Origin of the sequence: Cetobacterium sp. 2G large (assembly GCF_014250655.1) — a bacterium.
Lineage (GTDB): Bacteria > Fusobacteriota > Fusobacteriia > Fusobacteriales > Fusobacteriaceae > Cetobacterium_A > Cetobacterium_A somerae.
On sequence record NZ_JACHTH010000007.1, the window covers coordinates 140,512 to 154,058 of the forward strand.

Below are 13,547 nucleotides of genomic sequence, written 5' to 3' on the forward strand. Positions count from 1 at the left end.
TATGAAAAAAAAATTTATTTTAAGTATAGTTGAAAGTATTGTATATTGTCTAGCAATATATTTAATATTTTTTTATTTTTCAAATTTTAAAAGTGATTTCTTAAATATGAATATTCAACCATTAACTATTGTTATAGGAATAATGGCATTAAAATATGGAGTCTATATTAGTCTACAAACGGTTATAATAGCCTCATTATTTTATATTCTTGCTTACTATCAACTAGGTAATGATTTAGTTGTGTTCTTTTTAGATTTTAGTTATTATAAATTTATTTTGCTTTTCTTTTTTATTGCCCTATCCCTTGGAAGATTTTCTGATAATCTTAGAAAAAAAATAGATGATTTAAAAGATGAGAATAAAATCTTAGAAGAAAAAAATCAAAATCAAAGAGAAAAAAATTTAGAATTAGTGAATATAAATGAAAGATTAAAAAGTAGAATAGTGGGAAGTAAAGAAAGCATTTTAACTCTACATCAAATAACCTCATCAATATTAACTAAAAATGTAGAAAAGATATTTACACAAATTTTACAGATATTAACTGATTTTTTAGGAAGTGATGTGATATCAATATACATATACAATAAAGAGAGAAATACTTTTAGAGCAAGAGTAAAAATAGGAAATAGCGTAATTCCAAACTTTATAATAGTAGAAGAGGGAGATATATACTCGAAAGTTTTAAAAAGTAAAGAAACAATGGAAGGGAATAGAGATTTAAATATAAAAAATCCTGTTTATGTAGCTCCAATTTTGAAGGGCGAAGAGGTTGTTGGAATTGTAAACATAGAAAGATTAAAATATAATAATCAAGAAAAATATCTATTAGAATTGTTTAAGGTAATAAGCCAGTGGATTAATAATGCTTTAGTAAATGCTTTTGATAAGGCAGAGATTGAAATATTAAAAAATTCATATGAAAATACAAGAATATACAATCTACAATATTTTTCATATATTTTAGAAGAGGATAAGAAAAGAAAAAAATTATTTGGATCTGAATATATAGCATTAGAAGCTGGAAATCCAAATTTTACACCAGAAGAGTTAAATGAAAAGTTAAAAGGAAAAGTTAGAGATATAGATGTTGTAGGAATGAGTGAGGAGACTATAAAATTTCTTTTTGTAAATGCTAATAGAGAAAGTAAAGATGTTTTAATAAAAAGGGTTTCTGAAATTCTTCCAGGAGTTGAAATATATGAAATCTAAATATATATTAGGTCTAGTACTAATAGCAGTATTCTTTTTTCAAGAGTTAAGAATAAAAAATTTGGAAGATATATTTAATTTAAAACAGATTTATAATTTTAGTCTTCCAACTCCAGTATCTGGAAATTTAAAAATAGAAAAACCTGAAAAATATCTTATTTTATACGGAGATGGAAGTGAGGGAAGTCAAGATATAAAAGATGGATTAGAAGAGGTTTTTAATTTTTCAAAAGTTAAGTATGACTCAATTTCAATTTCAACAGATAAAGCTTTGGATTTTTCTGAGTATAGTTTAATAATCTTAGCAGTAGAAAATTATAGTGGTTTATTAAAGGAAAACTTTTTAGGAATAAAAGAGAGAGTTGAAAAAGGTGGAAATCTTTTTATAACTCAAAGATCTTATAGAAGTCCTTTTAATCAAATGGCTGGGATAGAAAAAATTGGTGAATTTATTGAAACTAAAAGTTTCAATTTAAAAAAAGATATATTTCCAGGATTAAAGGATTTAAAACCTGGAAGTATTATCTTTGGTAGCTCGGGACTAAAAATGAATTTAAAAAAAGACATTGATGTGATAGCTACTACAGATAATAATGAACCTTTAATGTGGATTAGAAAATATGGAGAGGGAAAAGTATTTTTTAGTAATACCACATTATTTCAAGGTAAAATTTTTAGAGGAGTAATGAAGCAATTAATAGCTTATATTGAAGATGTTACATTTTTTCCAATTTTAAATTCTAAAATACTTCAAATTGATGATTTTCCATCACCAATTCCAGTAGTTCAAAATGAAATTATAAAAAAAGAGTATGGAATGGATACTTCAGGATTTTTTAATCTTATTTGGTGGCAGGATATGATGGGAATTGCAGAAAGACAAAGATTAAAAATGACAGGATTTATTATAATTGAGTATAACGATTTAACTATTAAAGATAAAATAGTCAGAGTTGGAAAAAAGACGTTTGATGATCTTAGTAAAAGAGGAAGAGAACTAAAATCGATAGGTGGAGAACTAGGATTACATGGATATAATCATTACTCTTTAGGATTGGAAAAAGAGATTGATTATGAAGATTATGGATATACACCATGGGAAAGCATTGATGCAATGAAAAAAGGATTAACAGTAGCAAAGGATGAAATAGAAAATATTTATGGTGAAAATTTTAATATTTATAGTTATGTAGCACCAAGTAATCTCTTACCTGTAAGTGGGAAGAAAGCTATAGTGGAAACATTTACAAATTTAAAAGTATTTTGTGGAATTTTTTATGGAGAGAATGAACCGGGATTACTGTTACAAGAAGTAGGAAGAGATCCAGATTTTAAAAATATATACTCCCTTCCTAGAATGTCATCTGGATTTTTCTATACAGATACAGTTATTTGGCAAATATATAATGCTATTGGAGCATATGGATATCTTTCACATTTTATACATCCAGACGATATTATGGATAAAGAGAGAGGAAATGGTAAATCTTGGGAAGAGTTAAAAGCAGAGTTTGAAAGAATATTTTCAACTGTAAATAGTAACTATCCAGTTTTAAAATCACAAATTCAAAGTGAAATGACATATGATTATAGTGTTATAGAAAATATTGATTTAGAATATGAAAAGAAGGATAACAATGTTTTCATAAATATAAAAAACTATAGAGGACAATTTGATTCACATTTTAAAATAAAAAATAAAAAAATAATTAAAGTCCTAGGTGGCGATTTTAAATTTATTAACAAAAGTGAAAATGAATCTTTTTATATTGTGACAGCAAAAGGCCCAGAAGTTAAAATAATATTGGAGGATTTATAATGAAAATAAAAAAGATATTCCTCATATTTATATTTCTTATATTAGATATTCTAATATTTTTTTATTTTAAAAATGGACTCTTAAGTTTCAGATCATACTTTTGGATTTCTCATTTTTCATTAGCTTTAATTTTTATATATTTAAATAGATTATTTTTAGGAGAAAATCAATTTGATATTTTTATTTTAATTTTTCCTATAGTTGGATATGTTATGGCTTTAATAAATAATTTTTTATTTTTTAGAGAATATTTTAAAAGTGATATTGAAATAAATGAGAATTTAGAAAAATATATTTTAAATGAAGAGAAAGAAATAATTGTAAATAGCTCAATTGATCTTAATTTAATAGGAGCTTATGATATCTTGGCAGTTGGAACTCCAACAGAAAAGAAAAACTTTTTAATTGGTTTTGAAACTCAAAATTTAAAGTTTAAGGTCGATGTTCTAAAAAAAGCACTGTGGGATGAAGATATAGAAGTTATACACTATGCAGCAACAGAGATAAATAAAATTGATGAAAATTTTCAAAAGGTTATAAAGGAAAAAGAGATGTTAAAAGACTCAAATGAACTTTCTAAAATATATTATGATTATTGTACTTCAGGACTTTTGCTTGGAGAGATTTTAGAATTTTATCAAAATAAATACATAGATATTGCAAAGTCAAAAGAAAATTTAGATATAATTGATAAATATAATCTTTTAACTATTTATAAAGATATGAAAGATTATAAAGCGTGTAATAGACTAATTCAAGAACTTATAGAAAAAAAAGATTTAGATGAGAAAATAGTGGAATTTATAGAAAAATATTACTATGATTTAAATGATTATGAAATGTTGAAAGAGGTTAAAAAATGGCAAAAATCTGTTTAATATGCGAAGGGTCTTATCCATATGTTGTAGGTGGAGTATCTTCATGGATTCAGGATTTAGTAAAATCCAATGAAGAACATTTATTCTCAATTGTATGTATAATACCAAATTTAGATTTTGCAAAAATAAAATATGAAATACCTAAAAATGTTACAGAGATTAAAAATATAATTTTGGATAAAAATTATGAGATTTCACCGTTTAAAGTTTTTAAAAATAGATTTAAATTTAAGAAATTAGAGGAAGAGATAGAAAAAATTTTAAATTTTAATAATCTTGATTCTGAAGAAGTTATAAAAATAATAGAAAAAATATCAGATAAAAAATATGGAAATCCATTGGAGATAATAATAAATAAGAGTTTTTGGAATAGTTTATTAAAATACTACAAGCAAAATTATGATGGAATTGGATTTAATACTTTTTATTGGACATATAGAAATATATTTTTAAATTTAATATCTTTATCTCAAGAGGAGTTGCCAAAAGCTGATATATATCATCCTGTGGCAACAGGGTACTCTGGATATGTATCCGCACTAGGAAAAATAAAAAATGGTGGATCATTGCTTTTAACAGAACATGGAATTTATCCACGTGAAAGAGAGGAAGAAGTTATTGGTGCTAAATGGATAGAGAAAGATTTTAAAAAAATATGGATAGATTTTTTTTACTTTTTATCAAGATTAACCTATGATGAGTGTGATAAAATAATATCTTTATTTGACTACAATAAAGAACTTCAAATTGAAAATGGAGCAGATTCAAAAAAGTGTGAAGTAATTCCAAATGGTATTGATATTGAATCTTATTCTAAAGTTATAAGAGAAAAAAGAGAAGGGTTTAATATTGGTTCAGTTTTAAGAGTCGTTCCTATAAAAGATGTAAAAATGATGCTAAAGGGATTTAAAATGGCGTTACCTAAGCTGAGAAATACTAAACTTTTTTTAATAGGACCTACAGAGGAAAATGAGGAGTATTATAACGAGTGCTTAGAATTAGTAGAAAATTTAGATTTGAAAGATTATGTTACTTTTACAGGAAGAGCAGATGTAAAAGATTATTATAAATTTTTAGATTTTTTAATGTTAACATCAATTTCAGAAGGACAACCACTTAGCATATTAGAAGGATTAGCTTGTGGAATTCCTTTTATAGCTACAGATGTTGGAAATTGTAGAGAAATTTTAAAAGAAAAATCTGAAGGAGAAGCAGGAATAGTTGTACCACCAACTTCATACTCTGATTTAGGAGATGCTATAGTTTCACTTTTTCAAAATAGAGAAAAAATAAATGAGATGGGAAAAAATGGAAAAGAGATAGTTAAAAAATACTATTCAAAAAAGAAATTTATAGATTCATATAAAAGATTATATAAAGAGTTAGGAGAATAATATGGCAGGAATAGGATTTGAGTTGAAAAATCTGTTTTCAGAGGATAGTAATACGTTTCAAGATATAAAGGCCATGGCCTATTCAGCCCTTATTGGAGTAGGTCCATGGCTCATAACTGTTATAACTTTAAATATTCTTATGTTTATAGGAAAACAATATATTCTTTCAAGAGGAGAGAGAAATCTATTTATGACAGGAATAGTTTATTCGTTCATATTTTCTCAACTTTTAACTGGAGCAGTTCAATATTTAATAACGAGATTTATATCTGATTGTATATACTCAGGAGAACAAAAAAAATTAAAATCAACATATATAGGAACAATAAAATTTATAACTATAATATCATTTTTTATAGGTGTTTTATATTTTAAAGGACAGGATTTATCGTGGTTTTACATATATACATTAACTGCATTATTTTGTTTTTTATCAGGAATTTGGGTAAGTATGAATTATATATCAGCTGTAAAGAACTATAGTTATTCGATATTAGCTTATGTTATAGGAAATGTTGTAGCGGTAGGTTTAGGAGGATATATTTTAAAATATTCAAATAATGAATTTTTTAAAAATAATCTAGCTTATTCAATTATTTTAGCTTATACAATTGGAATAGGAATAACATTTTTTATGCTTTTTTCATATTTAACATATATATTTGAAGATTCAGATGAAAGTGAGTTTGAGTTTTTAAGAGCTTTCAAGAGATATACCTCTTTAAGTTTTATTGGAATATTTTTTAATTTTGGAATGTGGTCTCATATATTTGTAAATTGGATATATGGTGATTCATATAGAGTAGGAGGAGTATTTTTAAGCTCTCCATTATATGAGGTTGCAGTATTTTATGCTTTCTTTTTAACAATTCCAACTATGATTTATTTTTTAGTATTTATGGAAACTAAGTTTTTTCCAATTTATAAAAGATATTACGCTCTTCTAACTTTAAATGGAAACTTAGTAGATATAGATGTTGAAAAGAAAAAAATGATTGATGTATTAAAAGAGGAGATTTACTATATAATGGAGCTTCAATTTTTTGTTTCATTTTCAGTAGCTCTTTTATCTAAAGTAATATTTTTAAAATATGGAATGGATTTATATTTACTAGATCTATTTAGAGTCATGATTTTTGCAGCTTATTGTACGGTTTTTATATCTGTATATATAACTATATTTTTATATTTTGATTCTAGAAAAGAGGCGTTATTAATATCAATTGTATTTTTCATTTTAAGTACCTTTTTTTCAATAATAACATCATTAATGGGAAATGAATATACAGGACTTGGATTTTTTGTAGCAGCTTTTTTATCCCTTATTTTATCAGAAATAATGCTAGATAGAATAGCTCAAGAGTTAAATTATATTACTTTTTATAAGCAAAATTTTTCTTTTAATATTAAAGCTCCTTTTCTTGAGAAACTAGAAAAGATACTAAATCGCAAATTAATTTTTCCGCTAATAATAGTTATACTCTTATTTTTAAGTGGTTGTACAAGTACTCATACAAAAGATGGATTTAATAGAAAAACTAAAAGAAATTGGAATACAATGAGTTATTATAATAAAGAAGGATATAATTATGATGGATATAATCAAGAGGGAATTAATTCAAGAGGATTTACAAAAGAGGGATGGAACATATATACAGACTCACCGTATGACTATTTTAATTTTGATTTTAGTGGAATAAACAGTGATACAGGAAAAAATATTGATGAAAGAGGATTTGATTATAACGGATATAATAGAATAACTAAGTCTAAATATGATAAAAAAGGATTTGATTTTCAAGGGTTAAACAAGGAAACAAAAACAGAGTTTGATAAAAATGGATGGACGTGGTATGGTTTAAATAAAGAAACAAATAATTATTATAATAAGAATGGGTATAACTATGAAGGATATAATGAAGAGGGTTATAATAAAAGTGGTTATGATAAAGATGGAAACAAAAAACCAATAGAAGGTTTTGAAAATGAAAATGACGCGTCATATGAGAATATTTATGATAAAGATGGTTACGATAAAAATGGTTATGATGAAAATGGAGTAGATAGAGAAGGATTTAATAGAAAAGGAGTGTATGTGGGAGATGAATATTAAAAATATTATATGTACATTTCTACTACTTCATTTAAGTTCTTTTGGTGTTGGACGGGAGATATTAAATTTTTATTTAGAAGAACCAGAAAACAATCTATATCAGAGCTATGGAGAGCTAGAAAATAAAGATGGAAAAAAATATTACAAATGGAAAATAGGAACGGGAACATCCAAGCTAAATGAAAATTGGACTTTTGATTATGATATTGAAAAAAAATATGATAAAAATTCTAATACAGATGGATGGGAAAATACCTTTTCTTTATATAGGAAATTAGAAGAAAAAGAAGTTTTTGGAAAAAATTGGTCTATGGATATTGGACCTTACATTAAATACAATGTAAGCGATATATCTAGTGACTTTGGAGAGGATTTTAAAGAAAATAAATACTCCTTGAGATATAGAGTTCGTACTAATTCAGATATAGGATTGGGTGGAGCTTATTGGGGATTTGATTTTTTTCTTTCATCTATTGATACAAACTCTAGAGATGGATATTCCTTAGAGGGTAACTTAACAGGAAGTATAAATTTAGGTTATGGATTCCAGAATTTTTTCACAATATATAATGAGTATTTAGATTATGGAAATAATAGAGGAACCTATTTATTTAGAATTGAAAACAATTTTAGATGGACATATGATTTAAATGAAAATTTTGCATTTTCATTAGATTCAGAAATTGATTCATATAACTACTACAAGAATACAGATCAAGATAAATCATTTAAATTCAATGTAGGACCGTACTTATTATACAGTCAAGATATAACGGAGAAGTTGAGAATTTTTGCAAAAATTGGAATAACTGGATATAATTTTGAAGAAGTAAAAACAAAATTTTCAAATGTTTCAGAATCTGGACTATATATGAAAATTAGATGTGGTTTTGAATATGTTTTTTAAAAAAAATAGTTAAAAACATTGATAAAAAAGTCATTATGTGCTAAAATTTTCTTTGAATATTTGTTCAAAGAAAATTTAAAGGGGTAATAATGAAAGTAAACAGGTGTAAATTAGCAATTTTGTTAGCAAGTTTAATGTTAATGGCTTGCGGTGAGAAGGAAAAGTCTATTATAGGTAAAGGAAATGGATTTTCTGGAGAGATTAAAGTAAACGTAATCACAAAAGGAGATAAGATTGAAAATCTTGAATTAGTTTCAGATAATGAAACTTCACATATAATGTCAAGATCATTTCCAATTTTAAAAGATAGAATTTTAAAAGCTCAATCTCCAATAGTTGATAGTGTATCAGGAGCAACATACACATCTTTAGGAGTTAAAAGAGCAGTGGCTGCAGCTTTAAAAGAGGGTGGAAAAGATTTTGGTAGAATAACTGTAAAAACAGCAGGACCAGAGCAACCAGTGGCATATTTAGAGCCAGTATCTACAGACCTAGTTATAGTTGGTGGAGGACCAGCAGGTCTTGCAGCAGCAATATCTGCAAAAGAAGCTGGATTAAATAATATAATATTAATTGAAAAATTAGATATATTAAGTGGAAATGGAAAATACGATATGAATTTCTATGACTTAATTAATTCAGAAGCAGAGAAAAAAGCAGGTGTAGAGGATTCTGTTGAGAAATTAATTGCTGATAATACAAACTGGATGGATACTCCAGAAAGAACTAGAGCTCAAGCAGAAGGAGCTTCAAAATTAGATTCTTGGTTAAGAGAAATGGGAGTAAAATTAAATCATTATTACGGAAAAAGAGGGCATATGGCTGAAAAAGATGCTTATGCTGGAGAAGAAGTACAAGATGGAATGGAAGCAAAAGCTAAAAGTTTAGGTATAGATATAAGAACAGGGACAAAAGGAACAGATTTAATAGTAGAGAATGGAGCTATTAAAGGAGTTAAGGTTCAAAATGGAAATAACTTTTATGATATAAAGGCAAAAGCTGTTGTTATGGCAACTGGAGGATTTTCATCAAATAAGGAGTTGTTAGCTAAATACTCTCCTGGAACTGAAAAACTTCAAACTTCAAATCAACTTGGAGCAACGGGTGATTTTATTCCTGTATTTGAAGAAAATAATATGCAATTAGCTAATTTAGATGAACTAAATTTATTCCCATTTATAGTTAGAACTACTAGAGATTTAACTGGTGGTGGAGATGGATTTATGCTTGTAAATGCAAAGGGAGAAAGATTCTTAAATGAAAATATCTCTAAAAATGATAGATTTAAAGCTGCTCAAACAATATTAGCTCAACCAGATGGAAAGGCATTTTATATATATGATCAAGCTTTATATGAAGCAAGTTACCGTTTACAAAAACATACTGCAAAAGGATATCATGTAAAGGCTGATACTTTAGAAGAGCTAGCACAAAAACTAGGTGTACCAGCAGATAAGCTAGTAGCTACAAGAGATCATTTCAATAAAGCGATACGTGGAGAAGAAGAAGATCCATTTAGAGCAAAACCATTTAAAAGAGAGTTCAGAACAGAGGGACCATTCTATGGTGTTCAGGTTGAATCAGCTGTTCACATGACTAGAGGTGGAGTAGTAGCAAACGAAAAAACTGAAGTTTTAGATGTAGAAGGAAATGTAGTTCCAGGAGTATTCGCTGCAGGAGAAGTTACAAACAGTAGTGCTGCATACAGTGCTGCAGTTATATTTGGACGTATTGCAGGAGAGAACGCAGTTAAATTTATAAATCAACAATAAAAAAAGGGTTGCATAAACCCTTTTTTTATATATCTATAACTTTTCCATTTTCAAAAGAAATAATACGGTCACACATATACTTTACAACATTTAAATCATGAGATATAAAAATATATGTTAGATTTAATTTTTTTTGTAGCTCACTTAAAAGATTTAAAATTTGAGCCTGAACAGAGATATCTAAAGCTGAAACAGATTCATCTAAAACAATAACTTTAGGATTTATAAGTAGAGCTGCTAGAATTAAAACTCTTTGTTTTTGTCCTCCACTTAGCTGATTTGGATATTTATTTAAGTAATCTCTAGATAAACCAACTAATTCTAACATAGAAAGAATTTTTTCAAGTCGTTCATGTTTAGGAAAATTTAAAACAGATAAAGGTTCTTCTAAATGCCACTGAATACTTTTTTTAGGATTTAGAGAAAGATAGGGATCTTGTAGGACCATTTGAATATCTTTACGAAACTCTAAAATTTCATTTTTATTATAATCAAATATATTTTTATTTTTATATATGATTTCACCAGAATCAGGTGATAAAAGTAGTAGTAATATTTTTCCAAAAGTACTTTTGCCGCATCCACTAGGTCCTACAATTCCAAGAGTTTCACCTTCAAAAATATTAAAAGTAACGTTATTTAAAACCAAAGAGTTTTTAAATTTTTTGTTTAGATTTTTTATTTTAAAGATTATTTTATTTTTCATAGATTCTTTTCCTTTAAAGGATTGATACATCGAATTCCTTTATGATTTTTTTTATCAAAATTATACATAATTCTATTTTTTTTACAATTCTCTATAGCAGCAGGACATCTAGGAGAAAAAAAGCATCCTTCGATATTGTCATTTATATTTGGGATTCCTCCTTTCATCACTTTAATAGACTCTCCTTTTTTAAAATTTTCAGGAAGAGAATCCAGAAGTCCTTTAGTATAGTGATGATTAGGATTAAGAAAGATGTCATAGGTACTACCACTTTCTACAATTTGTCCAAAATACATAATTAAAGCATTGTCAGTAAAATTCTTAATAATCTCTAAATCATGAGATATTAGAATTATAGAAGTTTGATATTTATTTTGAATCTCTTTTAAAAGATTTAAAATTTGTGCTTGAGTATTTTTATCAAGTGCTGTTGTTGGTTCATCTGCAATAATAATTTTGGGATTATTGGCAATTGCCATTGCAATACCGATTCTTTGACCCTGTCCTCCACTAAGTTCATGTGGATATTTATTATATATCTCCATAAAATTATCTTTAAAACCAACATCAGATAGAACTTCAAAAGTTCTATTTAACATCTGTTTTTTATCTAAATTTTGATGTTTTTCAATTACTTCTAAGATTTGTTTTCCAACTTTCATTAGAGGATTTAATGAACTAATTGGATTTTGAAATATAATAGAAAAACTATTACCTCTAATTTTTTCAAGTTCTTTTTCAGAAGCTTTACAAATATCAGTACCTAAAAAATTAATGGTTCCTTTTGAAATTTTTAAATCATCTGATAATAAATTTAAAAGACTCATTGCTGTAACAGTTTTACCACTTCCACTTTCACCAACTATTCCTAGAACTTCACCCTTTTTTAAAGAGAAAGATATTTCATCAACAACAACTCTATTAATTTTTGAAATCTCCTCTATGGATAGATTTGTAACATTTAAAATAACCATATTTATATATACTCCTATTTTTTTATATACTCTTTGATACCTTCGCCAAGAAGATTAAAGCCAATAGCTACTAAACTAATTAAAACTCCAGGAACAAAAGCATAAAATGGATTTGTTGTTATATACTCCTGAGCTCTGTAAATAATCTCACCCCAAGTAGGTTCAGGAGGATTAGCTCCCATTCCTAAATAACTAAGACTAGCTTCTGTTAGAATTGCTGTTGAAAAAGATAATGCACCAACAACAATTAATGTAGATAGTATATTTGGAAAAATATGTGAAAAAATAATTTGAATCTCTTTAACCCCTATTATTCTAGCCCAAGTTATATATGGTAGATTTTTAATTTCCATAACTTTACTTCTGCTAATTCTGAAAAAAGTAGGAATATTTAAAATGCCAATTGAAATGGCTGTGTTTTTAAGATCTTTTCCAAATATGGTTATAAAAACTAATAAAAATAAGATAGATGGAATAGACATAAAAGCATCAATTATTTTAGAGATTATTTCATCAATCCAGTTGGAGAAATACCCCGATATAGTTCCTAAAAAACTTCCGATAATTCCACCAATAAGAACAGAAATAAAACCAACATAAAAAGCTCCTTGAGAAGCAACCATAACTCTAGATAAAATATCTCTTCCCAACTGATCAGTTCCTAATATATGGGAAAAAGATGGCGGTTTTAATCTATTTAACTCATCAATTAAGTATGGATTATATGGAGTCCAAAATATACTTAAAATCATAAAAAAGAAAAGAACACCAATAATAGATAAACCAATTTTTAAGTTAGTATTTTTAGATAGATTCATCTTTTTTCTCCTTCTTTTCTAATTCTTGGATCGATAATAGAATACATAATATCTATAATAAAATTTATCAAAATAACAGAAAAACTTATATAAAGAACAATACCTTGAACAAGTGGATAATCTTTTCGACTTATTCCTTCCATTAAAAGGGTTCCTAATCCTGGTAATGCAAAAACATTTTCAATAACGATAGTTCCAGTAATAAGATAAATCGTAATCATACCAATTACAGTGATAACACTAATCAAAGAGTTTCTTAATATATGTTTTTTATATATCTCATTTTGATTTAAACCTTTACTTTTTGCTACTCGAACATAATCCTTTGAACTTTCCTCAATCATACTATTACAAAGGTAGTGACTGACTAAAGGCACCTTACTTATGCTAAGAGTAAGTATCGGGAGAATAAGAGATTTTAAAGATGTAATTGGGTATCTATTCCAATTAACACTTCCTAAAGTAGGAAGAAGTTTTAGCTTTAATGAGAAGATATACATTAAAACTATTGCAGTCCAAAACGCAGGGATTGAAAACCCAATTTGAGAAAAAACTTTTAAAAATTTAAAAGTCTTAAACTTATGATTTTTAGCTAAAATTGTTCCTAATGGTATAGATGTAACCAATACAATTACTAAAGTTGAAATTGTAATTATAAAAGTAGTTAAAAATCTAGACTTTATTAGTTCAACAACAGTATAACTAGAATAAGAAAAAGAATTACCTAAATCTCCTTTTAAAAGTTGAAAACACCATTTAAAAAATCGAATATAAAAAGGAGCATTTAAGCCAAGCTCCTCTCTCAAACGAGCTTCTAAAATAGGATCACTTTCAATTCCTAGTCTAATTAAAACTGGGTCTCCAGGTAATGATTCAAAAAGTAAAAAAATAATTAAAGATACTATAAAAATAGTAATAATAGATGAAAAAATTTTTTTTAAATATATCAAAGA

General features: G+C 26.6%; 11 protein-coding genes. 7 read left to right on the forward strand and 4 right to left on the reverse strand.

Annotated elements, in window-relative coordinates; translation table 11 throughout:
• Nucleotide 1: 1 nt before the first annotated feature.
• From H5J23_RS11350 to H5J23_RS11380, 7 genes are all read left to right on the forward strand, one after another.
• Nucleotides 2-1,213, forward strand: a complete 1,212-nt coding sequence (locus tag H5J23_RS11350; protein ID WP_185892305.1) for a GAF domain-containing protein — start codon at nucleotides 2-4, stop codon at nucleotides 1,211-1,213.
• On the forward strand, nucleotides 1,203-3,032 hold the full coding sequence (locus H5J23_RS11355) for a DUF2194 domain-containing protein (RefSeq protein ID WP_185892307.1): 1,830 nt from the start codon (nucleotides 1,203-1,205) through the stop codon (nucleotides 3,030-3,032). Before H5J23_RS11350 ends, H5J23_RS11355 begins: the two co-directional genes overlap by 11 nt.
• The gene (locus H5J23_RS11360) at nucleotides 3,032-3,910 is read left to right on the forward strand and encodes a hypothetical protein (protein WP_023050339.1); all 879 of its coding nucleotides are present in this window, start codon (nucleotides 3,032-3,034) and stop codon (nucleotides 3,908-3,910) included. Before H5J23_RS11355 ends, H5J23_RS11360 begins: the two co-directional genes overlap by 1 nt.
• Nucleotides 3,892-5,304 carry a GT4 family glycosyltransferase PelF gene (gene pelF / locus H5J23_RS11365; protein WP_185892308.1) on the forward strand — a complete coding sequence of 471 codons (1,413 nt, stop codon included), beginning with the start codon at nucleotides 3,892-3,894 and terminating at the stop codon, nucleotides 5,302-5,304. Before H5J23_RS11360 ends, pelF begins: the two co-directional genes overlap by 19 nt.
• Nucleotide 5,305: 1 nt before the next feature.
• The gene (pelG, locus tag H5J23_RS11370) at nucleotides 5,306-7,417 is read left to right on the forward strand and encodes an exopolysaccharide Pel transporter PelG (protein ID WP_185892310.1); all 2,112 of its coding nucleotides are present in this window, start codon (nucleotides 5,306-5,308) and stop codon (nucleotides 7,415-7,417) included.
• Nucleotides 7,407-8,324, forward strand: coding sequence for a hypothetical protein (locus H5J23_RS11375; RefSeq protein ID WP_185892312.1), 918 nt, complete (start codon nucleotides 7,407-7,409; stop codon nucleotides 8,322-8,324). Before pelG ends, H5J23_RS11375 begins: the two co-directional genes overlap by 11 nt.
• Before the next feature lie 89 nt (nucleotides 8,325-8,413).
• Entirely contained in the window at nucleotides 8,414-10,096 is a 1,683-nt protein-coding gene (locus H5J23_RS11380) for an FAD-binding protein (protein ID WP_023050335.1), read from the forward strand.
• Nucleotides 10,097-10,121: 25 nt separating this feature from the next.
• Here the strand turns inward: H5J23_RS11380 and H5J23_RS11385 are convergent, their stop codons facing one another.
• Genes H5J23_RS11385 through H5J23_RS11400 form a run of 4 tightly spaced genes read right to left on the reverse strand, consistent with a single transcriptional unit; the run spans nucleotide 10,122 to nucleotide 13,544 of the window.
• Nucleotides 10,122-10,802 (reverse strand): ABC transporter ATP-binding protein, encoded by a 681-nt coding sequence (locus H5J23_RS11385; protein WP_185892314.1) that lies wholly within the window; start codon nucleotides 10,800-10,802, stop codon nucleotides 10,122-10,124.
• Nucleotides 10,799-11,776 carry an ABC transporter ATP-binding protein gene (locus tag H5J23_RS11390; RefSeq protein WP_023050333.1) on the reverse strand — a complete coding sequence of 326 codons (978 nt, stop codon included), beginning with the start codon at nucleotides 11,774-11,776 and terminating at the stop codon, nucleotides 10,799-10,801. The genes H5J23_RS11385 and H5J23_RS11390 overlap by 4 nt, the downstream gene beginning before the upstream one ends.
• Before the next feature lie 14 nt (nucleotides 11,777-11,790).
• Nucleotides 11,791-12,594, reverse strand: a complete 804-nt coding sequence (locus tag H5J23_RS11395; RefSeq protein WP_023050332.1) for an ABC transporter permease — start codon at nucleotides 12,592-12,594, stop codon at nucleotides 11,791-11,793.
• Entirely contained in the window at nucleotides 12,591-13,544 is a 954-nt protein-coding gene (locus H5J23_RS11400) for an ABC transporter permease (RefSeq protein ID WP_185892316.1), read from the reverse strand. The genes H5J23_RS11395 and H5J23_RS11400 overlap by 4 nt, the downstream gene beginning before the upstream one ends.
• Between the last annotated feature and the right edge of the window lie 3 nt (nucleotides 13,545-13,547).

Coding starts and splice junctions, on each gene's coding strand:
- H5J23_RS11350 (WP_185892305.1), top strand. CDS start 2: ATGAAAAAAAAATTTATTTTAAGTATAGTTGAAAGTATTGTATATTGT.
- H5J23_RS11355 (WP_185892307.1), top strand. CDS start 1,203: ATGAAATCTAAATATATATTAGGTCTAGTACTAATAGCAGTATTCTTT.
- H5J23_RS11360 (WP_023050339.1), top strand. CDS start 3,032: ATGAAAATAAAAAAGATATTCCTCATATTTATATTTCTTATATTAGAT.
- pelF (WP_185892308.1), top strand. CDS start 3,892: ATGGCAAAAATCTGTTTAATATGCGAAGGGTCTTATCCATATGTTGTA.
- pelG (WP_185892310.1), top strand. CDS start 5,306: ATGGCAGGAATAGGATTTGAGTTGAAAAATCTGTTTTCAGAGGATAGT.
- H5J23_RS11375 (WP_185892312.1), top strand. CDS start 7,407: ATGAATATTAAAAATATTATATGTACATTTCTACTACTTCATTTAAGT.
- H5J23_RS11380 (WP_023050335.1), top strand. CDS start 8,414: ATGAAAGTAAACAGGTGTAAATTAGCAATTTTGTTAGCAAGTTTAATG.
- H5J23_RS11385 (WP_185892314.1), bottom strand. CDS start 10,802: ATGAAAAATAAAATAATCTTTAAAATAAAAAATCTAAACAAAAAATTT.
- H5J23_RS11390 (WP_023050333.1), bottom strand. CDS start 11,776: ATGGTTATTTTAAATGTTACAAATCTATCCATAGAGGAGATTTCAAAA.
- H5J23_RS11395 (WP_023050332.1), bottom strand. CDS start 12,594: ATGAATCTATCTAAAAATACTAACTTAAAAATTGGTTTATCTATTATT.